Annotated in this window: 22 protein-coding genes and 2 tRNA genes; 13 read left to right on the top strand and 11 right to left on the bottom strand. The window is 58.9% G+C overall.

What is annotated here, in order from left to right; translation table 11 throughout:
• Window positions 1–61: 61 nt before the first annotated feature.
• From J2S70_RS04315 to upp, 3 genes are all read right to left on the bottom strand, one after another.
• Window positions 62–934, bottom strand: coding sequence for a DUF5926 family protein (locus J2S70_RS04315; RefSeq protein WP_307682511.1), 873 nt, complete (start codon window positions 932–934; stop codon window positions 62–64).
• Between the two features lie 261 nt (window positions 935–1,195).
• Window positions 1,196–1,528, bottom strand: a complete 333-nt coding sequence (locus J2S70_RS04310) for a hypothetical protein (RefSeq protein WP_307682510.1) — start codon at window positions 1,526–1,528, stop codon at window positions 1,196–1,198.
• Between the two features lie 20 nt (window positions 1,529–1,548).
• On the bottom strand, window positions 1,549–2,187 hold the full coding sequence (upp, locus tag J2S70_RS04305) for a uracil phosphoribosyltransferase (RefSeq protein ID WP_307682509.1): 639 nt from the start codon (window positions 2,185–2,187) through the stop codon (window positions 1,549–1,551).
• An 83-nt stretch (window positions 2,188–2,270) separates the two neighbouring features.
• Between upp and tadA the strand changes: the two genes are divergently transcribed.
• The 9 genes from tadA to J2S70_RS04260 all read left to right on the top strand — a co-directional run bounded on the left by tadA (window position 2,271) and on the right by J2S70_RS04260 (window position 11,783).
• Window positions 2,271–2,723, top strand: a complete 453-nt coding sequence (gene tadA, locus J2S70_RS04300; RefSeq protein WP_307682508.1) for a tRNA adenosine(34) deaminase TadA — start codon at window positions 2,271–2,273, stop codon at window positions 2,721–2,723.
• Window positions 2,724–2,816: 93 nt separating this feature from the next.
• Window positions 2,817–2,905: transfer RNA gene (locus J2S70_RS04295), tRNA-Ser, on the top strand.
• A gap of 436 nt (window positions 2,906–3,341) precedes the next feature.
• Window positions 3,342–4,634, top strand: a complete 1,293-nt coding sequence (locus J2S70_RS04290; RefSeq protein ID WP_307682507.1) for a quaternary amine ABC transporter ATP-binding protein — start codon at window positions 3,342–3,344, stop codon at window positions 4,632–4,634.
• Complete coding sequence (locus J2S70_RS04285; RefSeq protein ID WP_307682506.1) at window positions 4,631–5,488, top strand: ABC transporter permease; 858 nt, start codon at window positions 4,631–4,633, stop codon at window positions 5,486–5,488. The genes J2S70_RS04290 and J2S70_RS04285 overlap by 4 nt, the downstream gene beginning before the upstream one ends.
• A 44-nt stretch (window positions 5,489–5,532) precedes the next feature.
• Complete coding sequence (locus J2S70_RS04280; protein WP_307682505.1) at window positions 5,533–6,414, top strand: glycine betaine ABC transporter substrate-binding protein; 882 nt, start codon at window positions 5,533–5,535, stop codon at window positions 6,412–6,414.
• A gap of 144 nt (window positions 6,415–6,558) precedes the next feature.
• Window positions 6,559–8,049: a DUF1846 domain-containing protein gene (locus J2S70_RS04275; protein ID WP_307682504.1), complete on the top strand. Its 1,491-nt coding sequence runs from the start codon at window positions 6,559–6,561 to the stop codon at window positions 8,047–8,049.
• Between the two features lie 4 nt (window positions 8,050–8,053).
• The gene (locus J2S70_RS04270) at window positions 8,054–10,570 is read left to right on the top strand and encodes an HAD-IC family P-type ATPase (protein ID WP_307682503.1); all 2,517 of its coding nucleotides are present in this window, start codon (window positions 8,054–8,056) and stop codon (window positions 10,568–10,570) included.
• A gap of 8 nt (window positions 10,571–10,578) precedes the next feature.
• A complete protein-coding gene (locus J2S70_RS04265; protein WP_307682502.1) occupies window positions 10,579–10,929 on the top strand; it encodes a MoaD/ThiS family protein in 351 nt (116 codons plus the stop codon).
• Window positions 10,929–11,783: a HesA/MoeB/ThiF family protein gene (locus tag J2S70_RS04260; protein WP_307682501.1), complete on the top strand. Its 855-nt coding sequence runs from the start codon at window positions 10,929–10,931 to the stop codon at window positions 11,781–11,783. Before J2S70_RS04265 ends, J2S70_RS04260 begins: the two co-directional genes overlap by 1 nt.
• 132 nt (window positions 11,784–11,915) lie before the next feature.
• Here J2S70_RS04260 and J2S70_RS04255 read toward each other — a convergent pair whose 3' ends face one another.
• The 6 genes from J2S70_RS04255 to J2S70_RS04230 form a co-directional block, all read right to left on the bottom strand.
• Window positions 11,916–12,404 (bottom strand): response regulator, encoded by a 489-nt coding sequence (locus tag J2S70_RS04255; RefSeq protein ID WP_307682500.1) that lies wholly within the window; start codon window positions 12,402–12,404, stop codon window positions 11,916–11,918.
• Window positions 12,404–14,437 carry an ATP-binding protein gene (locus J2S70_RS04250; RefSeq protein WP_307682499.1) on the bottom strand — a complete coding sequence of 678 codons (2,034 nt, stop codon included), beginning with the start codon at window positions 14,435–14,437 and terminating at the stop codon, window positions 12,404–12,406. The genes J2S70_RS04255 and J2S70_RS04250 overlap by 1 nt, the downstream gene beginning before the upstream one ends.
• Window positions 14,434–15,891 (bottom strand): SLC13 family permease, encoded by a 1,458-nt coding sequence (locus J2S70_RS04245; protein WP_407702651.1) that lies wholly within the window; start codon window positions 15,889–15,891, stop codon window positions 14,434–14,436. The genes J2S70_RS04250 and J2S70_RS04245 overlap by 4 nt, the downstream gene beginning before the upstream one ends.
• 516 nt (window positions 15,892–16,407) lie before the next feature.
• Entirely contained in the window at window positions 16,408–16,860 is a 453-nt protein-coding gene (locus J2S70_RS04240) for a RidA family protein (protein WP_307682497.1), read from the bottom strand.
• Window positions 16,857–17,012 (bottom strand): hypothetical protein, encoded by a 156-nt coding sequence (locus J2S70_RS04235; protein ID WP_307682496.1) that lies wholly within the window; start codon window positions 17,010–17,012, stop codon window positions 16,857–16,859. The genes J2S70_RS04240 and J2S70_RS04235 overlap by 4 nt, the downstream gene beginning before the upstream one ends.
• Window positions 17,013–17,086: 74 nt before the next feature.
• On the bottom strand, window positions 17,087–17,425 hold the full coding sequence (locus J2S70_RS04230) for a WhiB family transcriptional regulator (protein ID WP_307682495.1): 339 nt from the start codon (window positions 17,423–17,425) through the stop codon (window positions 17,087–17,089).
• Window positions 17,426–17,657: 232 nt separating this feature from the next.
• On the opposite strand from J2S70_RS04230, the gene J2S70_RS04225 reads away from it, so the two are divergent.
• From J2S70_RS04225 to J2S70_RS04210, 4 genes are all read left to right on the top strand, one after another.
• Window positions 17,658–20,090, top strand: a complete 2,433-nt coding sequence (locus J2S70_RS04225; RefSeq protein WP_307682494.1) for a penicillin-binding protein — start codon at window positions 17,658–17,660, stop codon at window positions 20,088–20,090.
• A 5-nt stretch (window positions 20,091–20,095) separates the two neighbouring features.
• Window positions 20,096–21,091, top strand: coding sequence for a metallophosphoesterase (locus J2S70_RS04220; RefSeq protein ID WP_307682493.1), 996 nt, complete (start codon window positions 20,096–20,098; stop codon window positions 21,089–21,091).
• 156 nt (window positions 21,092–21,247) lie between these two features.
• Window positions 21,248–21,324 (top strand) — tRNA-Pro (locus J2S70_RS04215).
• Between the two features lie 86 nt (window positions 21,325–21,410).
• Window positions 21,411–22,691: an alpha-amylase family protein gene (locus tag J2S70_RS04210; protein WP_307682492.1), complete on the top strand. Its 1,281-nt coding sequence runs from the start codon at window positions 21,411–21,413 to the stop codon at window positions 22,689–22,691.
• Between the two features lies 1 nt (window position 22,692).
• Here the strand turns inward: J2S70_RS04210 and J2S70_RS04205 are convergent, their stop codons facing one another.
• Both J2S70_RS04205 and mobA read right to left on the bottom strand, forming a co-directional pair.
• On the bottom strand, window positions 22,693–23,409 hold the full coding sequence (locus J2S70_RS04205) for a helix-turn-helix transcriptional regulator (protein WP_307682491.1): 717 nt from the start codon (window positions 23,407–23,409) through the stop codon (window positions 22,693–22,695).
• Window positions 23,410–23,505: 96 nt separating this feature from the next.
• Entirely contained in the window at window positions 23,506–24,120 is a 615-nt protein-coding gene (mobA, locus tag J2S70_RS04200) for a molybdenum cofactor guanylyltransferase (RefSeq protein ID WP_307682490.1), read from the bottom strand.
• Between the last annotated feature and the right edge of the window lie 59 nt (window positions 24,121–24,179).

Here is a 24,179-nt window from a genome sequence, read left to right as displayed (position 1 = left end):
ATGCAAATGGTCAAGAGTGCGTAAAAATGTTGGCGATTTGGACAGTGAAGTTGTGGTGCGGCTAGCGGAGCGTGACCTGGCGCGAAATAATTCCCGACCGCGCACGCTTTTCTTCCGGGCTGAGAGGCTCCTCGTTGGCGATTGCTTTTTCAAGTTTCTTAGAAAATTCGGCCAGTGGCTTTTCCAATTCGTCAGCTTCGGCACCGGCGGGTAATTCGAATACTGGAATCAGCAGCCCTAGGGCGCGGAAAGCACCCACGAAACGCGCGTCGTCGAAGGTGAGCTCACGGCTGTTTTGCAAACGAGCGAGCGCGTCGAGCACGGCGTCTTCTGGTTCGGGGCGCACCCAGCGCACAAATTCGCGCTGCATCCGGCACCAGTAAGCCCCCTCAACGCCGGAAACCTGCGCGGTGGGGACCATCTGATCGGCTGTCTGCTGGATCGCGGCCTGCACGTCCGGATTCTCCGCATCGGAAGGATCAACCCAGTAATCATAGGAATCGTGCATAACGAGCTCGGTGGCGGCCTCAAGGTCCAAGATGTCTTGCAGGCGCGGCCCGGGTTCGGGCTGATCGGCCTGGGCGATCGTTTCTCCGGGTTCGAGACCGAGTGCTTTAATCGTGCGGTCTGCGATGTCGAGGGAGACGTCTCCGGAGGACATCACGGTCTGAACTGCCACGAGGATTTTGCCGTCAGACCTGCGCAAGGCGGCTCCCATGCCGGGTAGAAGGGTCACCAGCGTGACCTCTTTTCCACCGTATTCATCGGTGAGTTTCACCTTCATCGATGCTGACGGAATAATCTCGCGCATCGCAACTAGGTCCGATTCGAACGGGATCCCCTCAAATGGGCGGTCAACGAACTGGATCCGCGCCTTCTTCTTGCGGTCCTTGCGTTCTTGATTACGGCGTTCGCGCCGGCTTTGCTTGCCCATAAAATCTCCTCGTGGAAACGATAACCACCACAGAATAGCAAATTTGCCTTCGGGGCTGACATGTGAGGGACGATCCCGGACCGATCCTGTGATATACGAAGATCGCCTCCGAATCGTCCCTCAAATGTTGGCAGGGTCGCTTGAGCTCGGCGATTTACGAGTGAGCTGATGGTGCGGAGTGGACTTGCGCGGGAGCAGGCTTAGGGGCCGGGGCTGCTATGCGAGCCGGTGATGGTCCAGGTCATCTTCTTGTTCATGTTTTCACCTTGAGTTCACGATTCTTTTGGAAGGTTTGCTTCCTTGTTGACTCAAGTATGGAAAACGAATATTAGCCCACGCGATCGACTCCCGGGCGTAGAAGTCGCGCGCTGCCTTTTGGGAAAGGGCAAGATCGTGGCGGCCACCGGATATTTCGAGCGTGGTCACATTCGATCCGAGATTAGGCGCGAGCCGCACGCGAATATCACGGATATCGTCCCGATAGCGCGTATCGCGAAGTGCCCGCCCGCTCCGGCGAAGGTCCAGCCCGACCAACCCGACGCCCGCTTCCCGCCACGCTGGGCCGAGATAATCGGGGCCGGCGGCATGAGTCATGTGGGGTAGACGGGCATCGGTTAGTCGACGACGCCGTAGAGCCTGTCGCCGGCATCACCCAAGCCGGGGACGATGAAGCCTCTCTCATCCAGCTTTTCGTCAACTGCGGCAACGACCACCCGCACGTTGGCCTTGTCGGACAGGTGCTCTTCGAGCGCTTCGAGGCCCTCCGGGGCAGCCAGGATGCAGATCGCCGTGACGTCTCGGGCGCCGCGATCGAGCAGGTAGTCGATTGAGGCGATAAGCGTGTGACCGGTGGCAAGCATCGGGTCGAGCACGAAGCACTGCCGATCGGTGAGGTCCTCGGGGAGGCGGTTCGCGTACGTGATGGCCTCGAGGGTGTCTTCGTCACGGCGCAGGCCAAGGAATCCGACTTCGGCGGTGGGCATGAGGCGGGTCATACCTTCGAGCATTCCAAGCCCGGCGCGCAAAATTGGCACGACGATGGGGCGCGGCTTGGCAAGCACTTTGCCAGTCATTGAGGTGACTGGCGTTTCGATGGCCTTGTCCACGATTTCCACGTCACGGGTGGATTCGTAGGAAAGGAGCATAATGATTTCTTCAACGAGCTGGCGAAATACCGGGCTCGGCGTGGTCTTATCGCGAAGTACAGTTAGTTTGTGTGTAACGAGAGGATGATCAATGACCTGAAGTTTCATACTTCTAATCTAATGCGGATTGGGCGCGTGTGGTGAATTCTTTGGCGATAAATTTTCGCGGGACCTTAACTACGATGGTGTGTATGAAGAACGACGACGAGTGGCTGAGGCGCGCCTTGGCGCTGGCGGATGAGGCCGGTGCGCTAGGTGATGTGCCAGTGGGTGCGCTCGTCGTCGATGAAACTGGGCAGGAAATCGGCTGCGGCTATAACACTCGGGAAGCCTGCGGTGACCCGGCGGGACATGCGGAAATTAATGCGCTGCGCGAGGCGGGGCATCGGCGCGGGAGCTGGAATTTAACCGGTTGCACTCTGTATGTGACGTTGGAGCCGTGCACGATGTGTGCTGGTGCGATCGTGAATGCCCGGATTTCGAGGGTGGTGTTTGGGGCGTGGGATGCCAAGGCGGGAGCTGCGGGGTCTGTGCGCGATGTGCTGCGTGATGCGCGATTGAATCACGTGGTCGAGGTAGTCGGTGGCGTGTTGGAGGCGAAGGCCAATCGCCAGTTGGTTGACTGGTTCGAGGCGCGGCGGTGAATGCGCACCGACGCGGGGCGTGTGAGCTCTCGCCCAGATGGGCTCGGCCATTTTGCTCGAAGGTGCCTAAAGCGGTTAAGATCGGCGTGCCGAGGTGGAGTGTCCGAGCGGCCGAAGGTGCAGCACTCGAAATGCTGTGTGGTTCATAGCCACCGTGGGTTCAAATCCCACCTCCACCGCCATATCCCGTGACGCAGGTTCGCCCGCGTCACGGGATTTTTATTCCCGCGTCAGCACCCGCCCGTCAAGGTGATTAGTGCCACATTTTCATCGGAGGATTCGGCCATGCCAGCGGCGAGATTCCCACGTCCTGATAGGCGTAACAGCAAAATCGCCACGCCTGCGCCAAATATTACGATTTGGTGACAAAACTGGAACAGGCCCCTGACGTTTGAGATTCTTAAATGTCCTTCGAGCGCACTCGCGCGCTACCGCATGTAAATGTCAACTATAGGAATGAGTGATAGCCAGTTCGAGGATTCTCGAGCGAACGCACCCAACCTGGCAGTGGCCAATGCGAGTTTTAAAATTCCGCGCGGCGCATGCACCGTGGAATCGATTTAACCAAACCATTCACGTCGTGGGCGAGCTTTGCCCGCCGTATGGAGAGGAAGTGGAGTGAAAGCCCTCCGATGCACAAATGTTTATAAAATATTCGGTAAAGATCCAGAAAAGGCAGTCAAGCATTTAAAAGCTGGCGGTTCGCGTGAAGATTTGCCGGAAGATGTCACAGTTGCCGTGGACAACGTCTCGTTGGAGATCGAAGAAGGCGAGATTTTCGTGGTGATGGGTCTTTCCGGTTCGGGAAAGTCAACCCTACTGCGAACACTGAATGCCCTAGGCCCGGCAACCTCGGGCACGATTCTTGTGGGAGACCAAGACATCACCCAGATGTCGTTGAAGGAAATTCGCAAGCTTCGTGAAGAACGCCTGTCGATGGTCTTCCAGCATTTCGGCCTTCTACCGCATCGAACAGTTCTGGAAAATGCCGCTTACCCGCTTGAGATTCAGGGCGTCGATCGCAAAGAGCGTGAAGCACGCGCCATGGAGGCCCTGAAAACTACGGGTCTGGAAGGGCGCGAACACGCATACCCGGATGAACTATCGGGTGGCATGCAGCAGCGCGTGGGCTTGGCTCGGGCGCTAACTGCGGATGCCGATATTCTTCTCATGGACGAGGCTTTCTCCGCTCTTGATCCCCTGATCAGGCGCGATATGCAGGAGCTGCTCTTGGAGATTCAGCAGCAGAAGCGCCGAACCATCGTCTTTATCACCCATGACCTCAACGAGGCCATGTACGTTGGTGATCGCATCGCGGTGATGCGTGAAGGTCAAGTTGTTCAGGTTGGCACGGCAGAAGAAATTCTTACCAATCCGGCCAACGATTACATCGCAAGATTTGTGCAGGACGTCGATCGCACCCGAGTGATCACTGCTTCGGCGATGATGCGCCAGCCTGGCACGCGAATCTATTCTGGTGACGGCCCACGCGTCGTGCTGAAGAAGCTCGAGGAATGGGATGAAGACGGCGGTTGGGTGACCGACGCCGGAACACGTAAGCTGCGCGGCCTCATCCACACGGAGGACGTGGTGCGCGCGCTGAGCGAGAACCCCGACTTAGATACCACCAAGGACCTGCTGCGCACCGATTTCGTCTCGGTGCATCCCGATGCCACGTTGGCGGATGTTATCGCGTTATCGGCCGGCAGCCCGATCACGATTCCGGTGGTCGAGTCTGACGGCAAGCTGGCAGGAATCATTCCGCGCATTGCAGTTTTGATTGCGTTGGCAACGGTGAACCGTAACGACGACGCACCACTGGCAGGCGCACAGGCACCAGCTGAAGAAACAGCGCCAGCAGGTGGCACAGCACTAACAGATGCCGATGAGCGGATGGAGGATGCCCGGTGACACGCAACGATTTACTATTCTCGATTCCCCTCGGAGACTGGGTCGATTCCATCGTCCGTTGGATGATCCGTTCCTGGGATGCGTTTTTCGATGTTATCGGCGATATCCTCACCAAGATCTACGAGGCAATCTACTGGGTGTTGGCTACCCCGCCGTTTTGGGCAATCATTATCGTGTTCGCCCTGCTGGCCTTCTTCGCGAAGGGCTGGAAGCTCGCAGTCGGTACCGTCTTGGGCTTCTTGCTGGTCTACGGAATGTTCCAGTGGGACAACGCCATGACCACATTGGCGCTGGTTATTGAGGCGTCAGTGATCGCAACATTGTTCGGCGTTCCGTGGGGTATTGCTGCGGCTCGCGTGAAATGGGTATCGCGCATAACCCGGCCGATCATGGACTTCCTGCAGAGTATGCCGGCATTCGTGTACCTCATCCCATTCGTCATGATTTTCTCGGCCGGTATCGTGCCCGGAATCGTGTCAACCGTGCTGTTCGCGATCCCGCCCGCAGTGCGCTTTACCGAGCTTGGCATCCGCCAGGTTGACGAATCTGTCGTCGAGGCAAGCTATGCATTTGGTGCCACGCCGGGGCGCGTGCTCAGGCAGGTACAACTACCACTTGCGATGCCAACGATTATGGGCGGTATTAACCAGGTCATCATGCTCTCGCTATCGATGGTTGTTATCGCCGGCATGGTCGGTGGTGGTGGCCTTGGTAACGCCGTCGTCGCATCTATCCAGCGTGTCAATATTTCCTTGGGTGCCGAGGCGGGCCTGTCCGTCGTCATCCTGGCAATGTTCCTTGACCGCGTAACCTCGGCGTTTGGCAACAAGACCAAGCGCTCTGCCAAAAACTAAGAACTGTTAAAAGCTAAGAAACGTACAATCAACGAAAGGCAACTATGTTTGCAAAGAAAGCAATGGCAATCGGATCGGTCCTCGCACTGTCGGTGACCCTCGCAGCCTGCTCGTCCGATGATTCGGGCGACGGCGAGGCGGCCAAGTCCGTAAGCGTTGGCGTGCCCTCCGGTTGGGATGAGGGCGTCGTCGTGTCGCACATGATGGCGATCGCACTCGAAGAGCAGGGTTACGACGTCGAGCTGACCGATGCGGATATCGGCGTTGTCTTTACCTCGATCGCCTCGGGCGACATGGACCTTTTGTTTGATGCGTGGCTGCCGTTGACGCACGCCGACTACGTCGAACAGTACGGCGATGACCTTGAAGACTTGGGTGTTTGGTACGACGACGCCAAGCTCACGATCGCAGTCAACAACGATGCGCCCATCACTTCGCTAGAAGAGCTCGCAGACAACGCGGACGTTTTCGGCAACGAGATCGTCGGCATTGATGCGGGTGCGGGCCTGACCCAGACAACCGAGAATGCTGTCATCCCGCAGTACGGTCTTGAGGGCATGAACTTCAAGATCTCCTCAACAGCTGCGATGCTCGCAGAGCTCGATTCGGCCATGGCCGCAGGAAAGGACATCGTTGTGACGCTGTGGACGCCCCACTGGGCATACGGCGCTTACGATATCCGCGATCTGGAAGATCCAAAGGGTGCTCTAGGCGGCGCTGAAAATGTTCACACGTTTGCGCGTGCAGGATTTACCGAAGATCACCCGGAGCTCGCCGAGATGATCAGCAACTTCGAGCTGACCGCCGAGGAGCTTTCCGACGTCGAAAACTACGCGCTCAACGAGAACGCGGGCCAGCCAGTTGACCAGGCTGTTGGTGCGTGGCTCGAGCAGAATCCCGAGGTTCGCGAGCGCATGAACCTCTAACATGAGTCCTGCAAGTGGGTGCTTCTTGGCGGTTGCCTTGAAGCACCCACTTTGTTGTGTCGTAGAATGATGCGCGTGGCACCCACCGGGGCTGTGGGCCGTGGGTTTGGGAGCCACCGGGGAGGATCGATGTTAAGGAGCCCGATGCCGCGCATTGGTTTTGATCGCGAGAAGTATATTGAGATGCAGTCCGCCCACATTTCCAAGCGGCGCGAAGAGATTGGCGGCAAGCTCTACTTGGAAATGGGCGGCAAGCTTTTCGATGACAACCACGCGGCCCGAGTTCTGCCCGGGTTCACGCCGGACAATAAGATTGCGATGCTCGAGCAGATCAAAGACGAGATCGAAATTCTTGTGTGCTTGAACGCGAAGGATATTACGCGGCAGAAGAAGCGTGCGGATCTGCAGATTTCTTACGAGGACGATCTGTTGCGGCTCGTGGACGTGTTTCGCGAACGCGGTTTTTTGGTTGAGAACATCGTGATGACTCAGATCGACGACGCCGATCACGCGGCGCACGCCTTTTCGGAGCGCCTTCGCCGGCTTGGTTTGAAGGTGTTTCATCATCACACGATTCCGGGTTATCCGGCGGCTACCGAGCGGATCGTGTCCGATGAGGGTTTTGGTGCGAACGACTATGTGCCGACGTCGCGGGATCTGATTTTGGTGACGGCGCCGGGCCCGGGCTCGGGCAAGCTCGCCACGTGTCTTTCGCAGGTCTATCACGACTACAAGCGCGGAATTGCTGCGGGCTATGCCAAGTTTGAAACCTTCCCGATCTGGAATTTGCCGCTGCGCCACCCGGTCAACCTTGCATACGAGGCGGCCACCGCGGATTTGGATGATAACAACGTGATCGATCCCTATCATTTAGTGGCTTACGGGGAGCAGGTCACCTCTTATAACCGGGACGTTGAGGTATTTCCGTTGCTCGAAGCGCTCCTTGACATGATGCTCGGGCAATCCCCGTACAAGTCGCCTACCGACATGGGTGTGAACATGGTAGGGCACTGTATTAGCGATGACGGCATCGTTGCCGAAGCTTCCCGGCAGGAAATTATCCGCAGGTATTACAAGGCGCTCGTTGACGAGGAGGTCAACGATCTGGAGCCCGTGCAGTCGGAACGGATCGCGATCGTCATGTCCAAGGCGAAAACGTCGACGGACCAGCGCCGCGTCGTCGCACCCGCGCTTGCGATTGAGGAGCGCACGGGCGAACCCGGTTCTGCAATCGAGTTACACGACGGCACGATTATCACCGGCAAAACGTCGGCGTTGCTTGGTTGTTCGGCGGCGATGCTCCTGAACGCGCTTAAGTACTTGGCGGGGATTAGCGACGACCACCTGCTGTTATCACCGGAATCGATTGAGCCGATTCAAACGCTGAAAACTCAGCATTTGGGTTCGCGCAATCCGCGCCTGCACACGGATGAGGTGTTGATCGCGCTGTCAGTGTCCGCCTCCGAATCCGAAGATTCGCGCCGGGCCTTGGATGAGCTGCGAAACGTGGAGGGCTGTAACGTCCATACCACCACAATCTTAGGTTCGGTGGACGAAGCGATCTTCCGTAACCTCGGCATTTTGGTAACCTCCGAGCCGCGCTATCAGCGCAAGACCCTCTACCGGAAGCGTTGATCGAATGGCTGAGCAAACGACTGAGCGGGTGCACGAGCCCGCCGTAGATTTTGGGCTGACCAGCGCCGAGGTCGAAGAGCGCCGCCGCGATGGGCGCGCTAACGAGTTGCCGCCACGCACGGGTAAGTCAGTGGGCAAGATCGTTCGCCAAAACATGTTCACGCGGATTAACGCGATTCTCGCGGTGCTGTTCGCGATGGTTTTAGCCACCGGGTCAATCATCAACGGAGCATTTGGCCTGCTCATCATCGTCAATTCGGGCATCGGCATCATCCAGGAGTTGCGCGCCAAGCGCACGCTCGAATCGCTGACGATCGTGGGCGAGGAGCATCCGCGCGTGTGGCGCGATGGGCAGCTGGTCGAGCTCACCCAAGAAGAACTTGTGCTTGACGACGTCGTTCGGCTGGGCGCCGGAAACCAAGTGGTGGTCGACGGCGTCGTTGAAACTTCCGAATACCTTTCCGTCGATGAATCGAACCTGACCGGCGAATCGGATGCGGTGCGCAAGGAACCGGGCGATGAGATCATGTCGGGCTCCTACGTGGTCTCCGGGTCAGGGGACTATCGAGTGACGAAGGTGGGCGCGGATTCCTATGCGGCGAGGCTTGCGCAGGAGGCCTCCAGGTTTTCGCTCGCCCACTCGCAGTTGCAGGCGGGCATCAACAAGATCCTGAAGTACATCACGTGGGTGTTAATCCCGGTGGGCATTTTGACGGTGATTTCGGCCGTGCGCGGGGGAACGACCGATTGGCGCGCCGTCGTTCTTGAAATTACTGGCGCGCTTGTGCCGATGGTTCCCGAGGGTTTGGTGTTGATTACGTCGACGGCGTTTGCGCTCGGCGTGATCCGGCTGGGCAAGCGCACGTGCCTGGTGCAGGAGCTGCCGGCGATCGAGGGGCTGGCGCGGGTCGACGTCGTGTGTGCGGACAAGACCGGCACGCTCACCGAGAACACGCTCGAGTTCTCCGACATTGTGCTCGTGGAGGGTTGCACAGAAACGATCGAGGAATGCGAGGACGTGCTCGCCCACCTGCTCGCCACTGATCCGGATCCAAATTCGACGGCTGCCGCGATCATCGAGCGTTTCCCGCTCGAGGGCGAGCAGTGGGAAGTAGGGCCAAGGCAACCGTTTACGTCGGCAACCAAGTGGTCGGGCGCCACGTTTATTAACGACGACGGCACGGTTAGCTCGTGGATTATGGGCGCGCCCGACGTGCTGGCCGGTGATCATGAGGCCGGCCGAATGGCCGAGGAAATCGGGGCGAGCGGACGGCGCGTGCTGTTGCTCGCGCATTCGCCCGAACCGGTGGACGCACCGGGGGCGCCGGTGGATGTGCGCCCGATGGCGCTCCTCGTGCTCGACCAGAAGATCCGCCCGGATGCTCGCGACACGCTCGAATATTTCGCCGAGCAGGGCGTGGAAGTCAAGGTAATCTCGGGCGACAATGCGGCATCGGTGGGTGCGGTGACGCAACGGCTCGGCATTGAGGCCGGGCAGGCCGTGGACGCCCGGCATATTGACGAATCGGCGTTCGCGCAGACGATCGAGAACAATAGGGTGTTTGGGCGCGTGCGCCCGGACCAAAAGCAGGACATGGTGAAAGCCCTCCAGGGCAACGGGCACACGGTGGCGATGACCGGCGACGGTGTCAACGACGTGCTCGCCCTGAAAGACGCCGACATTGGTGTTGCGATGGGTTCCGGCTCGGCTGCCACGCGCGCCGTCGCCAAAATCGTGTTGCTGGACAATCGGTTCGCAACATTGCCGTACGTCGTCGCTGAAGGCCGCCGCGTCATCGGGAACATCGAACGGGTGGCAAACCTGTTCCTGACGAAAACCATCTACTCGGCGATGCTCGCGATCCTGGTGATTCTCGCGGCGGTACCCTTCCCGTTCGTGCCGATCCACGTGACGATTACGGGCTGGTTCACGATCGGCATCCCCGCGTTCTTGCTGGCCCTGCCGCCGAACAACAATCGGGCCCGGCCTCATTTTGTGCCGCGTGTTTTGCAGTTCGCGATTCCGGCGGGCGTGATCGTAGGTGCCTCCGCGTTTTTAACGTACATGGTGGTTTCGGGCTGGGACGTGCCCAAAGAGCACACGCAGGAATCGACAGCAGCGCTGTTGGCGCTGATCATACCGTCGTCATGGGTGGTGGCGACCGTTGCCCGCCCGCTGTCACCGTGGAAGCTCCTTCTGTTTGTGTTGCCGCTGGTGGGGTACGGAATAATTTTTATGTGGTCGTTTACTCAAGAGCTGTTTTTCCTGGACTCGTCGAATACCGGAATGATGATGCGTGCCACGGTGATCGGCCTGATTGCCGCGGCGTGCATCGAGGTGCTGTGGTGGGTGCTGCGCTCGCGGTCCGAATATCCGACACCGCTGTGGAAGCGTGAACCGTTCTTCGATCGTGACGTACCCGATCCAGCCAGCGGCGGGAGCGTGGCGGTTGGCGCCGGGCACGAGCCGAACAACGAAGCGCAAGAGCCAACTAGCAAACGTCCAACTACCAACGGTTAGGAAAAGCGATGAAAGTTCACGTTCGATATTTTGCGGCGGCGGCTGATTATGCTGGCACGGATGCCGAGGTGCTAGGCGTCAACGAGGGAGCGAGCGTTGCCGATCTGGCGGCGGCGATTAAGCGTGACCGGCCGGACTCGGAGCGGCTGGCGAGAGTGCTGGATCTGGCGTCATTCCTTGTCAATGGAAAGCGGTGCGAGCCGAGTGAAATTCTGCCCGCCGATGCCGAGGTGGACGTGCTGCCGCCTTTTGCAGGCGGATCGGCCGCGGATGCTCTCCTGAGGATAGAGCCGGCTGCAGGCGTGGCATCGCATGACTGGCCAAGTGGTGCCACGCGAAACTACTTCGGTAAAGTGTGATGGTTGAATTCCGGAGTCAGAAGGCCAAAGAGCAGTGTCCGAAAATCAGGCCGCTCGTGCAACCGGGGCCCGAGCTAACGGCCGCCCAACGCGAGCGCTTTGCCCGGCATATAAGTCTGAAAGATATTGGCGAGATCGGGCAGCGTAGGCTCTGCAATGCGCGAGTGCTCATGGTCGGTGCGGGTGGCCTCGGGTCAACGGCTTTGCCCTACCTTGCGGCGGCCGGTGTGGGAACGATCGGGATCGTTGACGCCGATCGCGTCGACCTTTCGAATCTCCAGCGGCAAATTATTCATTCGACAGCCGCGATCGGCGAGCTCAAAGTGGACAGCGCGGCCCGGCGCTTGCGCGAACTTAACCCCGAGCTTAAAGTCGTGACTTTCCCGATCCACCTCACCGAAGAAAACGCGTGGGAAACGCTACGCGGCTGGGACGCCGTCGTCGATGGAACTGACAATCTGGCAACGCGGTATCTTATTTCTGATGCGGCCGTGAGCTTGGGGATGCCGGAGGTTTTCGGGAGCGTTTTGCAGTGGGGTGCGCAGATCTCAGTGTTTTGGACGGGGCAGCGGGCCGTGTCTGCCGGCTTTCCCGGGCCGGATGGACTGAGCTTGCGGGATGTGTTCCCGCACGAGCCGGCGGCGGATGCCCTGCCGAAGACTGCCGACGTCGGGATCATGGGAACCGTGCCGGGCATGACGGGCACGCTCATGGCCTCGGAGGCGATCAAGCTGATCACCGGCACGGGAAGGCTGCTTGTGGGACGGATCTTGTATGTGGACAGCTCGGGCATGAGGGTATCCGAGATCCCCTTCGGCCCGCTGGGGGTTCATAACGTCCGCGGGGGTCCATAATACCCGCGGAGGCCGGTAAGCCAGCAAAGTCTCGAAATTCCTTGGCTTACGGATCCCCCTGGGGTTTACCGGCCCCCTCGGGCAAGAGCGATCCCCGTGGGCGGTGGGAGAAAGGCGAAAGCCCGCCACCACCTAGTCGGCGCGCAAGAAATCCCGGGCGAGCTCCATCGCACGGGCCTGATCCAGAACCGGTAAATGCGGCAGCGGATGAATCCCCGCAACCTCAACATAATCCGTGAGCATCCGGCGCACCGTCTCGCGCAATTCCTCAGGATCCCAGGGCTTGGCGATGTAATGATCCAAGTCCGCATCATTCACCGCGCGCACGGTATCCGCCAAATCAGCCTGCCCGGTCACGAGAACTTTGCGGGTCATCGCGGTGCGATCATCGTCCATCATCTGCACCAGGAACTCCACGCCCGTCGTTCCCGGCATCCGGTGGTCGCACAGCGCGAGTGCCACCACATCGCCGTCGTCGTTAATTTCCTCGACCACGTCCCACGCGTCATCCACATCCTCCGTCGGCTCAATACGCACCGTGTCAGCGAACTCCACGAGATCGCGTTCAATTGAGGTGCGAACCTCGGGCTCATCTTCAACAATCAAAATCGCTAGTTGCATTATTTCTCCATAATCCTCGGCATGATGCCGGAGTCAGTCGGGTTGAGGTCTACCTGAGGCTCCACCGGCTCGGTAGCAAGAGGGATTTCGCCGTCGTCGGCAGGACCGTCGATAGGCAGAACGACGGCGAAAGTCGTGCCTTGCGGACTCGATTTAAGATCAACTGTGCCCTGATGGCGATTCACAATCGACTGCACCACCGACAACCCGATTCCCATGCCGAACCGCACCTGCCCATTCTTGGTGGTAAACCTCGGTTGGAACATGTTTTGACGGGTCTCTTCGGGGATTCCAGGGCCGTTATCGGCAATCTTCACAACTACGTGTGCGTCATCAAAAATACCGGTGCTGATCGTAATGCGGGCGTCTTCTTGGTCGGCCATCGCCTCGGCCGCGTTCGTAATCAGGTTCGTCCACACCTGCGAAATCTGGCCCGGATGGCACGTGATCGGTGGAAGCGTGTGATAGTCACGCTTCACCTCGACGTTGAGCAGTTTGTGCGACAGCAGGCGGATCGTGTCGTCCAGCCCGGTGTGCAAATCGACGTCGGTGATCGGATCACCATCGGGGCGGGCATACGAACGAAGCGAGGCAACGAGCTCAGTGATCCGGTGAGTTGCCGTCGACACGTTACGCAAGCCCGTGCCAATTGACGCCGCCACCTCGATTGTTTCGAAATCCATGTTGCGCGCCCGCTTCACCTCTTTCGCAAAGTCGGGATCATGCAGACCGGCCAGTACGAGCCGCTGGGCTACCGCACGGTCCTTCGTCACCTTTTCCAGCTCGCGGCGAATCTCGCGCGCCTCCCGCGTGGTTACCGACTTCGAATTGTGCGACGCCCGAATGGCAGCCATCGTCCTGCGCGACCACTTACGATCCGGCGCCAATTCGATCAGCTTGCACACGTCGTCGAATAAATGTTCCGACGTGCGGTCTATCGCCGCCATCGGATTGTTGAGTTCGTGCGCGACGCCGGCTGCGAGCTCGCCAAGCGAAGCAAAGCGTGCCTGGGTCATGAGTTCGGTGCGGGCCGCCTCGAGATTGCGCAACGCGGTGGCAAGATTTGCGCGCTCGCGTTCGAGTTCGACAGTGAGCTCGTGCTGCTCGATCTGAATATCTTCGGCTCTGCGCAAGCGCCGATCAAAGGAGCGTACGAACAGCGCGGCAACGAGCGCGGGTACCTTCGCATCGTGATTCCAAATGTAGTTCAGCTGCTCGAAGGTCAGCTGAACGGCGACGACGTTCGTCGTCGTTCGCGAAGTGAAAAACGCCTCCCGCCCGGAGGTGAGTGCGAGCATGCCGATCAGCCGCCCCGTCGTCGCGTGATGCATGATCACATCGCCCGCGTGCGAGGAGCGCTCGAGTGAAACCTGACCCGACAGCGCGAGCATCACCTCTTCAACCCGGTGGCCCTCCGTGGTGAGCGAAACATCCGGAGGGAAATGCACGCGCGGTTGATAGCCAAGCAATCGATCCGCGATCGCGACGATCTCGTGCACGATCTCCAAGTCCGACATGTCGATGTTCAGTGCGAACCGTTCATCGGCCGTCGCACGCTCGCGCTTGCCTGCCTTCGCCCGCGTATTTTTGCGGTACCGGCGGAGCTGGGTGCGCATGTCGCGCGTGAATGCCTTTTGTTGTAACTCCGGCAGGTAGGCCACCAAGTCGAGCCGCGAATTATGGGCGAGTGAGGACAGGCCCGATATGTTGCGCTCGGTGGCGAGTACGACGATGCGGACGTCGTCGTGCTCGGGTGCGGCCAGGAATTCGTGGATCGGATGATCCTCGCCCGCGCCCTCCGCGCCCACGGTCATGGTGATAACCGCGAGCTCGTCAAGTCCCGGTTCGCGGTCTTGAAGCTCGGCAAAGCTTGCAACATTGTGGATATCGCACTCGCCATACAGGCCCTGCCGAAGCCAAGGAGTAACGCTGGTGGTAAGCGGGTCTGCGCCGATCATGACGACGTCGAGCGGGCGCGTATCGATCTCCGAACTGCCGTGTTCGGCTGGTGGAATCACGCCCGGGTACGTCATGACAGCAGGCCAAGCGCTTCCCAAATCGGTGGCAAACCGAAGATCAGTAGGGCGGTTGCGAGTGAGCCGACCACCATACCGACCAGCGCCATTTCAGAGATCTTGATCTCGCCGGTCGAGTAGGCGATCGCGTTGGGCGGCGTGGAGATCGGCATCGACATGCCGAGCGAACATGCGATTGCGACGACGACGGCCACCGTCATCGTGTCGATCCCGTCCAGGGAAACTGCCAGCGAAACGGCGAGCGGGACGAGGAGGTTCGCCGCAGCCGAATGCGAGATGACGTTCGCCATTCCAAAGCCAATGAGGCCCAGGATGGCGAGGATTGCGAGGCCGCCCAGGCTCTCCCATGGGACCGAGGAGACGAGCCACTCATCGAGCCCGGTTGCACCAACGCCCGTGCCCAGCGCGATACCGCCGGAGACGAGCCAAAGGACTGGCCAGTCGAGTGCCTTGATGTCTTCGCCGCCCATGACTTTCAGGCACAAAAGCGCGACGACCGGGAAGAAGCCAATGGTGTTGGAGGAGATTCCGTGTAGCGGTTCCGTCATCCACAGCAGGATCGTGAGGCCGGCGATGGCGTAGAAGATTTTGGCGTTTGTGGAGCGATCCCAGTTCGAGTCCATTTCGATATGGATGGTGGCGTCTTTGGGAAGGAACACGAAGGAGAGGAACAGCCACGAAAAGACAAGGACCACCAGCATGAATGGGATTGCTAGGATCATCCAATCCACGAAGGACACGGTGATGCCGCGTTCCGCGAGTGCGCCAATTGCGATCGCGTTGGGTGGCGTGCCGACGGGCGTTCCGATGCCGCCGACGTTGGCAGCCAGCGGGATTGACAGGGCGACGCCGGCGCGCGCTTTGCCTTCGGGGAGGCCGCGCAGGATTGGGGCGACGACGGCGAACATGGTGGCCGTCGTCGCCGTGTTGGACATGAACATCGACAGCAGGGCGGTAATGAGCATGAGGCCTGCCGTGGTTGCTCGAGCGTTATCGGAGAACGGCCGGAGCATCACCGAGGCCAAGTTCTTATCAAGCCCGTATTTTTCGGCGCCGTGAGCGATCATAAATCCGCCGAGGAACAGGATGATGACGGGGTTTGCGAGTGCCGCGAAATAATCGGCGGCGGGCAGGGCCGCTTCAGCCAGAGCGGGATCGCCGCCACCCGGGTCGACGATCGCACCCTGAGATACGAGAAGCACCTCGAGCAGGATGACGAGTACCGCCGTCGCCGTTAATGGAATCGGTTCCGTAATCCAGAAGACGATCGCCAGCAGGAAGATGGCGAGCATGCGTTCGCCCGGGGGTGCCAGGTTGGGGATGTCAACGAGGAGCGGGAAGAGGAATGCTAGCGTGCCGAGGACGAGCCCGATCTTTTCTTTCGTGCCGAGCTTGGCGCGGCGATGCGCTGCTGGTGGCTTGGGCACTTTACGGCGGGCCGGACGAGGCATCCGCGTGGGTTTCTTTTGCGTTGGCTGTGCGTCAGGCATGGAATTTGTTGGCGCGTCTTCAGTCATATTCCTAATATATGTGTTTGTTTCCCGCGGTGTTAGGTCTAATGGCTTGCGCGGGCGGGAAAATTTCCCAGACAATTCCCAGAGTGAATCAATGGATATCTAAGGGTCGGCGTGCATACTAGAGACATCGCGAGGGAAATCCCTTCAGATTTACCTTTCGTATGTGTGTGATGCTGAATAACGTGACACGCAGGCTGGAGAAGGAATTTGTGCAACCTTCTCAGTTCGGCTCGCGTGTCTGCCCGAGGCGGGCGACCTGATTGCGTGGATGGTCGCCCGCCTCTTGAATGTTGTTTCTTCGACCCGCAAACGGCGCACTAATCACTTATGTGGGCCGCATCTCCACAAACGGGTCAGCGATCACTTATGCCGGGCACGTTAAACCTGCACCTTGTGGGTGATTCTTGTCCGGTTTGGAAATAACGGCAAACCGAGGCTCGGCGATTTGAGTTAGCTTACAAGGAAAGTAACCTCAACTTCGACGGGTGCATCCAGTGGTAACACCGCAACACCGACGGCTGAGCGAGTATGCGCGCCGGCCTCACCAAAAATCTCGCCAAGCACATCTGAAGCGCCGTTGATGACTCCCGGCTGATTCGTGAAATCAGGTGCGGAGGCAACGAACCCAGTGACGTGAGAGACGCCACCAAGGTTGTCGAGGCCAACCACAGCCGCGGCGGCAGCCAGCGCATTCAACGCGCACTGACGCGCAAGACCGTAAGCCTCTGCTTGGCTCACATCTGCGCCCACCTTGCCTCGGGCAACCAACTCACCATCCACAAATGGCAACTGCCCCGACGTGCGAACCTCATTTCCAGTTCTCTTCGCCGGAATATACGCGGCCACCGGAGCGGCAACTGCGGGCAACTCGATCCCTAAATCCGCAAGCCTACGCGAGATCATTCAATCGGCTTCTTCATGTAGGCCACGGGATTCGTGCCGTTCGGGCCTGGAATGACGGCCACGAGTTCAAAACCGTCCTTACCCCACGAATCCAAAATTTGCTTCGTATTATGTGCCAACAAAGGCACCGTTACGTATTCCCAAGTAGTCATGATCAAAGCCTATGTTTTCGAGTGTGCCTCGGCAAGGGTGCCGCTGGCCTGTATCTTCGTGCCGCTGGCCAGTGTCACCGGGCCGCCGGCCTGCGCGAAAGGCGAGGAATTCTGCCCGCGCGCAATTCAACCGCCACGGTGTCATCTGATTCAGTAAGGTACTCCCACCAATTCGTCACACCCGGGAAACGGCGAACGAGAGCCCTCCGCTCCCGCTCGGTCATCCCGCCCCACACCCCGAAGGTCATGGCGGAGTCTAGCGCGTCGGCTAAGCACTCAATCCGCACAGGGCATGAAAAGCACATTTGGCGCGCGTCAGCTTGAGCGGAGCCGCGGACGAAAAGAGCGTCCGGATCAGAGTCCGCGCAGATTGCCCGAACCGCCCACGTTTGATCTTCGTATACCTGAGTCATTAGCTGTCCCTTCACCAAAAGCGCCGTTGCTTTCGGATTGGTCTATCGTGGTGACTGCCGTCACCTGACATCATATTACAACGGTAATCCGACAGATTCATATCCGAAGTCCTGCGCATTTCGCACAAAGTCGGGCATATTGCGCCCTTGCGTTGCCCGTGACCTACCGCAAATTTCCGGAACATGGTCGACTTCACGCCACTTGCCGCGCCTAAGCCACTATTGTTGAATCATGCAGAATTCTGGACGCAAGATGACCTTACGGCAGCTCATCGTCGCCCTCCTCAGCTTCTTCCTGCTGACGGCCATCGGCGGCGGCATTTTGGCAGCTGCCGCTCTGCCTTTGGCGGCGACGACGGGCACCGTCGCCAACGCTGGCACGCGCGTCTTTGACGACCTCCCAACTGAAATCGATTTCACGCGCCCGTCGCAACAGTCGGTCATACTAGCTGCAGACGGATCGCACCTGGCAACGTTTTATGCGGAAAATCGCATCATTGTCCCATCTGAAGAAATTTCTCAGTACATCAAAGACGCGGCGGTCGCGATCGAGGACGAACGCTTTTTTCAGCACAACGGAATCGACGCGCAGGGCCTCATCGGCGCCGCGTGGAATAACTTAACCGGAGGCCGCCTCGCTGGAGGCTCCACGATCACTCAGCAGTACGTCAAGAACGCCATTATTGAAGAGGGGCGCATCCTTGGCGATCAGGAAATGATCGCAAGCGCCACAGAACGCAGCATTTCCCGTAAGCTCAACGAGGCCCGCTACGCGATCGCCGTCGAAAATCAAATGTCGAAAGACGAAATCCTCACCGGCTACCTCAACCTTGCACAGTTTGGCCCTTCGCAGTGGGGAGTTGAGGCCGCCTCGCGTTACTTTTATGGCATTCCAGCCACGGACGTGACGCTCGAACAGGCCGCGATGCTCGCCGGAATCACGCAGGCGCCAGGCAGATGGAACCCAGTAACCAACCCGGAAGAAGCGAAGCAGCGGCGCGACACCGTTCTGGGTCAAATGTATAAACTCGACATGATCACCCGTGAAGAGTTCGAAGCCGCCGTCGCCGTGCCGATTGAGGACATGCTCAACGTCACCGAAACACCAAACGGCTGCGCGGAAGCCGGAATCTCAGCCTACTTCTGCGAATACGTCGTCAAGGACGTGCTCAACTGGAAGGAGCTCGGGGAAACCCGTGAAGAGCGTACGCAAAAGCTCTACCGCGGCGGACTCGTGATCACGACGACGATCGACCCGGCCGACCAGAAAGCTGCTTACGACGCCGTCGTCGCATCGACACCGGTCAATGACCCGTCATCGATCAACATGTCACTGTCCTCCGTCGAGGCGGGTACTGGCCACATCAAAGCAATGGTGCAAAATACCAACTACGGAAACCCGACCGCCGAAAACCCCGACGACATGACCCTCAATTTGAACGTGGGTATGACGATGGGCGGGGGCTCTGGCTACCAATCCGGTTCGACGTTCAAAGTGTTCACCCTGATGGAGTGGCTCAACCAGGGCAAAGGTGCGAACGACAGGGTGAATGCGAACAACCAAATGTTCCCGCGCGAATCGTGGAGCATTCGATGTGCACCGCAGTTGGCAAGTGACTACCAGCCAACGAACATTGAAGGAATCGGTTCGGGAAATATGACGGTTCTTGACGTCACTCGCTTCTCGGTCAATGCTGCATACGTCAATATGGCCAACCAGCTCGACATGTGCGACATCGTCGATATGGCTGCAGATCTTGGTGTTGAGCGCGGGCGAATGGCGATGGAAGGAGATCCGGAAACTGAGGAATTCGCGGCTTCGGGACTAGATTTTGAACACGGTAAGCCTCTTCCGCTGTTGCCAAATCCATCGGCTGCACTGGGTTCGAACCCGGTTACTCCGCTGTCGATGGCGAACGCCATGGCAACCCTTGGGGCGGATGGCAAGTTTTGTGAGCCGATGTCCTTCACCAAGATCACGGACGCCAACGGCAACGAGATCGCATCGAAAGAGCCCGAATGCCGGCAAGTGATCGACGCTGAGCTCGCCCGCCGAACCACAGCGGTTCTGGAAACGGTCATTGCACCCAGAGCGACTGGCTTCCGCGCGGAGCTCGCACAGGGCCGCCCAGTCGCGGGCAAGACCGGAACCGCAAATATGGATTGGCACGCGTGGTTCGTGGGTTACACGCCCCAGCTGGGCACGGCCGTGTGGCAAGGCCACCACGAAGGTTATATCTCGATGTTCGACTCGATCATTAACGGCCGGTATCACCGCGAAGTATACGGCGGTCTGTATCCGGCCCAAACCTTCAAATTGTTCATGGACGCGGCATTGGCTGATGAGCCGATCGAACAGTTCACCCCGCCGAATATCGATCCGCGAAAAGTACGCGGTAACGACTCAAGCCAGCAGTCCGAAGACGAACAGTCCAATGACGAACCAATCGAAGGCAGTGGCCCCGAACAAACCGTGCCGAACCTGGTGGGCAAGTCCCAGCAGGATGCGCAGTCCGAAGCTTTAGCTCAGGGCTATGGTTACATCACGCGAGCGGAGGCATCGGAAGAGCCCGAGGGTACCGTCATTCGGCAATCACCGGCCGGCGGTGAAAAGTCAAATCGTGGTTCGCAAATAGAAATCTGGATATCTTCCGGAGGAGGCTGAGTTCGGTGAAAAGAAAACTTCTCCTCGGGTTTGGCGTCACAGTACTGGGTGCGGGGGCGGCCGGCCTAGCCTATGGGCTCGTGCACGCACACAGTTACCGGTTACGCCGCAGGTCTGTGTTAACGCCCGGAGACGTCGCTCCGGTACGGGTCTTGCACATTTCAGATACTCACGCGCTGGCCAGGCATTCTAAACGAATTGACTTCCTACGCGCACTGGGTGATACCAAGCCGGACCTCGTCGTCGTCACCGGTGATATTTTGGCGGAAGACCAGGCCCGCGAACCCGTGCTCGATGCTCTGGGGCCTCTTTTAGATCTGCCAGGCGTGTTTGTTTTCGGTTCGAATGACTATTACGCGCCCGTGTTTAAGAATCCGTTCCGCTACCTGCTCGGCCCGTCGAATAGGGGGCTCAACGGCAAGGCGTCCAAACATAACGAGCGCCTTGACTGGCGCGAGTTGCGTTCGGCGCTAACGCGGCGCGGATGGGTGGACTTAAATAATGGGCGCGCTCGTCTGGAGGTTGCTGGGTGGACCTTAGACTTCGTGGGGGTTGACGATCCGCACATCCACTACAACAGGTTTCCGGAAAAACAGACCTGGGAAGAACCAGAAGGTCCCCACGTGCGCATTGGGGTAACCCACGCGCCGTATACGGGAATTTTGGACGAGATGGTGGCGGACGGTTGTTCCATGATTTTCGCCGGGCACACTCACGGCGGGCAGATTTGCCTGCCGGGCGGGCGCGCGTTGGTGTCGAATTGCGATCTTGATCCAGCGCTCGCTTCTGGGCTGTTTCCATGGCCGATGGAGGAAAATTCCGATGCCGGTGAGCCCGTGCATATTACGGGTGATGGAGCTGTGATAGTGAAGGACAAGCCCGGTTCGGCATGGGTACAGGTATCTGCTGGCATCGGCACGGCCACGTACATGCCTTTGCGGACTTTTTGCCCACCCGAGGCAATTCTTATCGACGTTGTTCCGGTTGGTGGAGCCAGCTAGAACAGGGCATTGCCGGCAGCGAACTCGGACTATGCAAACTTGGGCCCTGTGAACGTGAGCCGTGTCAACCTGGGCCATGTGAACTCAAGCGCAGTGCCTCGAGGGATTTCGGAATAGTGAGCCCGTTCGTTATCATGATTGAGTTGGTTTGCACACCGGGGTGTGGCGCAGCTTGGTAGCGCGCTTCGTTCGGGACGAAGAGGCCGTGGGTTCAAATCCCGCCACCCCGACCATCTCCCGCGGTACGGATGTTCGTGCCGCGGGATTTTTGTTTTCACACTCACCCGACGGGCCAGGGCGGGCTTATACAGGATAGGCTATGGGGAACGACCCACGCGGCGGTTTTGCAGCCGCGTCATTGGAGGAGATTTCCGTGCTTGAACATGCCATTTGGTGGCACGTCTACCCTCTCGGTGCGCTTGGCGCCCCCATCCGCCCAGAGTTCCCAGACGACGGCGAAACCGCTCGGCTACGCCGTCTCGAACCGTGGCTAGACTACGCCGTCGAACTCGGATGTAACGGCTTGCTATTTGGCCCACTGTTCCAATCGACCACTCACGGCTATGACACCACGGATCACTTCCGGATTGATCCGCGCCTGGGCTCAAACGAAGATTTTGCTTGGCTCGTTGAGCAATGCTCAACGCGCGGGCTGGAGATTATCCTCGACGGCGTCTTTAACCACGTTGGCGTGCAACACCCGCTCACCCGCGCGGCATTAAACGGCGATCCCTCCCCGGTTCTCGTGGCGGATGATGGCTTCCCGCAGCACTGGGAAGGCCATCTTGACCTCGCGGAGTTCGACCACACAAACCCGGCCACCGCCGATCTCACTGTTGACGTGATGGAATATTGGCTCGAGCGCGGTATCGCGGGATGGCGCCTCGACGTCGCCTACGCCGTGCCGAACACGTTCTGGGCCACCGTCACGAACCGTGTGCGCGAACGCTTCCCGAACGCCGTCTTCCTCGGCGAAATCATCCACGGTGATTACACCGCGCTGATCACGGAGGGCGGCCTTGACACGGTCACCCAATATGAGCTGTGGAAAGGCATCTGGAGCTCGCTGAAAGATCGTAACCTGTGGGAGCTCGCCCACGCCCTCGAACGGCACGCAGAATTTAGCGCCACCGCGCCGATGCAAACGTTCGTCGGCAATCACGACGTCGATCGTATTGCCTCGATTGTTGGCGACGACGGCGCCGCAATTGCCGCGATGATCCTGTTCACGCTGCCGGGAATCCCATCCGTGTATCAGGGTGATGAGCAAGCATTCCGCGGTGAGAAAGGAACCGGGGTGGCTGCCGATGATCCTATCCGCGGGCCGCTTCCTCCATCGCCCGCCGAGCTTGCCGAGCTTGGCTGCTGGATGTTTGATCACTATCGAACGCTCATCAGCCTGCGCCGTCGGCACGCTTGGCTTGTGGATGGCCGGATCGAGATCCACCACAAAGAAAATGAGCGTTTGAACTATCGTGTGTCGAGCTCCTCAGATGTGCAACAGTTTGTCGAGGTCGCGATCGATTTAACCGAGCCCATCGCTACCGCATCGTTTAGCGACGGCGAGGAGTACAGCTTCCCAAGCGGCATTGATAGCTGATTTACCGGGCGGGAGTAGTTTCAACTTTGATTTTGCAGATGCCCGGCAGGTCCATCGGATATAGTTGCCCGCCTATCACCGTGCCATCATTTTCTTCCATGACGCGGCTGATCATGCCGCTATGCATCACGCATACCAGCGGGTCTACTTCACCGTGCCGGTTGACGAATGGGCACGAGTGGAGGTCGATCTCATCCGGGTTGTCGCGATTGATCGTTGCCGAGGTTCCTAGCGAGGTGTAGAGCACTCGTAGCTGAGAAATCTGTGCCTCGAAATCGAGGGTGGTGCCGGTGATCTCACCCTGCTCCACGAGATGGTCGATGACGCGTTCTCCCCATTTGCGGCCGATTCGGCGGGCTTCAGTTTCGGGATTTTCGGCGTATTTCCGGATCGCGTCACAGAAAATATTGGTTAGCTCAACCATTTGGTGTGAGGCGAAGGACTCGGTGTCGGGGGCAAGTGTGTAATACCCCCACGACGGGCGCCCGCGGCCACCGGATTTGATGACTTGCCGGCCGATTAGTTGGATTCTTGAGAGCGAGTCGAGGGTGGCGCGTACGGAATTGGGGTGGAGGCCGAGGCTATCGGCCAGTTGGGTTACCGTGACTGGTTTGGTGTATTTTGCGATTTCCGTCAGCATCGTTTGCTGGGCGGGTGAGAGCGAGGCGATGGAAGCGTAGATTGCTCCCGCAGTCATAGGCGCTCGATGTTCGACCACTGTCAGCTCCGATCAGGTTGGTTTCTGTTGTCGATGCTATTGCCACTCAGAATTATTTCACGGGACTTACGGCCGTTTGCGGCCAAACTCGCCGAATTATTGCAAGTTTTTCAGGCGGGCTAAGAGCGCTTGTGCGTCGGCAGCTTCGTCGACGTCGATGCACAGGTTGTCGTCGATAATCTGGGCGAGCTTGAGGGTTTCAAACTCGCGGCGCACGCTGCCGTTGCGCGTGAAGCTGAGCGATTGCAGTGCTTGACCGCGGTAGAGGCCGTGGGTATAAAGTGGCCAGTTCTGTGCGTTAACGGGGACGACGCCGTCGTACTGGTTCGCAATGTTCGTGCGGCTGGGTCGCTGGTTGGTGAGCGTGCGGGCCAGCCTGGGTAAAAGTCGTACCGCGAGCGGGGCGTCACACGTGGCAAGCGCAATCAGATCGTCCTCGCCGAAGTCGAGGGCTGCTAGGCCCGCGCCGATTCCAGCCAGTGGGCCACCGCGAGGCGGGTCTTCCAGGGTGAGTTTTACGCCGGGTGGAACGTCGACGTCGCTTGGGGCGACGACGACGCGCTGCCCGGTCAAGCCGAGCACATCAAGCTGGTTGAAAAGGATGTCGATCAGGCGCTTGCCGCCAACGTTGAAATCAGGTTTGGAAACGCCGCCAAGGCGGAGGGCCGTGCCGCCGGCGAGGATGACTATTCCTGAAATACGTTCTACCATTTCACCCACTCCACCTTTTGCGTGCTGCGCCCGAATAGGATCTGTTGCAAGATTCTAGC

The sequence above is a fragment of the Trueperella bonasi genome (genome assembly GCF_030811535.1).
Classification (GTDB): domain Bacteria; phylum Actinomycetota; class Actinomycetes; order Actinomycetales; family Actinomycetaceae; genus Trueperella; species Trueperella bonasi.
The sequence above is the reverse complement of the archived record's forward strand: the minus strand, read 5'-3'. Positions and strand labels throughout refer to the sequence as shown.

What these genes read in the sequence shown, in the direction of transcription:
- J2S70_RS04230 (WP_307682495.1), bottom strand. Translation starts at nt 17,425, where the DNA reads ATGACTCAGGTATACGAAGATCAAACGTGGGCGGTTCGGGCAATCTGC.
- J2S70_RS04310 (WP_307682510.1), bottom strand. Translation starts at nt 1,528, where the DNA reads ATGACTCATGCCGCCGGCCCCGATTATCTCGGCCCAGCGTGGCGGGAA.
- J2S70_RS04225 (WP_307682494.1), top strand. Translation starts at nt 17,658, where the DNA reads ATGCAGAATTCTGGACGCAAGATGACCTTACGGCAGCTCATCGTCGCC.
- J2S70_RS04280 (WP_307682505.1), top strand. Translation starts at nt 5,533, where the DNA reads ATGTTTGCAAAGAAAGCAATGGCAATCGGATCGGTCCTCGCACTGTCG.
- tadA (WP_307682508.1), top strand. Translation starts at nt 2,271, where the DNA reads ATGAAGAACGACGACGAGTGGCTGAGGCGCGCCTTGGCGCTGGCGGAT.
- J2S70_RS04265 (WP_307682502.1), top strand. Translation starts at nt 10,579, where the DNA reads ATGAAAGTTCACGTTCGATATTTTGCGGCGGCGGCTGATTATGCTGGC.
- J2S70_RS04255 (WP_307682500.1), bottom strand. Translation starts at nt 12,404, where the DNA reads ATGCAACTAGCGATTTTGATTGTTGAAGATGAGCCCGAGGTTCGCACC.
- J2S70_RS04260 (WP_307682501.1), top strand. Translation starts at nt 10,929, where the DNA reads ATGGTTGAATTCCGGAGTCAGAAGGCCAAAGAGCAGTGTCCGAAAATC.
- J2S70_RS04210 (WP_307682492.1), top strand. Translation starts at nt 21,411, where the DNA reads ATGGGGAACGACCCACGCGGCGGTTTTGCAGCCGCGTCATTGGAGGAG.
- J2S70_RS04270 (WP_307682503.1), top strand. Translation starts at nt 8,054, where the DNA reads ATGGCTGAGCAAACGACTGAGCGGGTGCACGAGCCCGCCGTAGATTTT.
- J2S70_RS04235 (WP_307682496.1), bottom strand. Translation starts at nt 17,012, where the DNA reads ATGACTACTTGGGAATACGTAACGGTGCCTTTGTTGGCACATAATACG.
- J2S70_RS04275 (WP_307682504.1), top strand. Translation starts at nt 6,559, where the DNA reads ATGCCGCGCATTGGTTTTGATCGCGAGAAGTATATTGAGATGCAGTCC.
- J2S70_RS04240 (WP_307682497.1), bottom strand. Translation starts at nt 16,860, where the DNA reads ATGATCTCGCGTAGGCTTGCGGATTTAGGGATCGAGTTGCCCGCAGTT.
- upp (WP_307682509.1), bottom strand. Translation starts at nt 2,187, where the DNA reads ATGAAACTTCAGGTCATTGATCATCCTCTCGTTACACACAAACTAACT.
- J2S70_RS04315 (WP_307682511.1), bottom strand. Translation starts at nt 934, where the DNA reads ATGGGCAAGCAAAGCCGGCGCGAACGCCGTAATCAAGAACGCAAGGAC.
- mobA (WP_307682490.1), bottom strand. Translation starts at nt 24,120, where the DNA reads ATGGTAGAACGTATTTCAGGAATAGTCATCCTCGCCGGCGGCACGGCC.
- J2S70_RS04250 (WP_307682499.1), bottom strand. Translation starts at nt 14,437, where the DNA reads ATGACGTACCCGGGCGTGATTCCACCAGCCGAACACGGCAGTTCGGAG.
- J2S70_RS04245 (WP_407702651.1), bottom strand. Translation starts at nt 15,891, where the DNA reads ATGCCTCGTCCGGCCCGCCGTAAAGTGCCCAAGCCACCAGCAGCGCAT.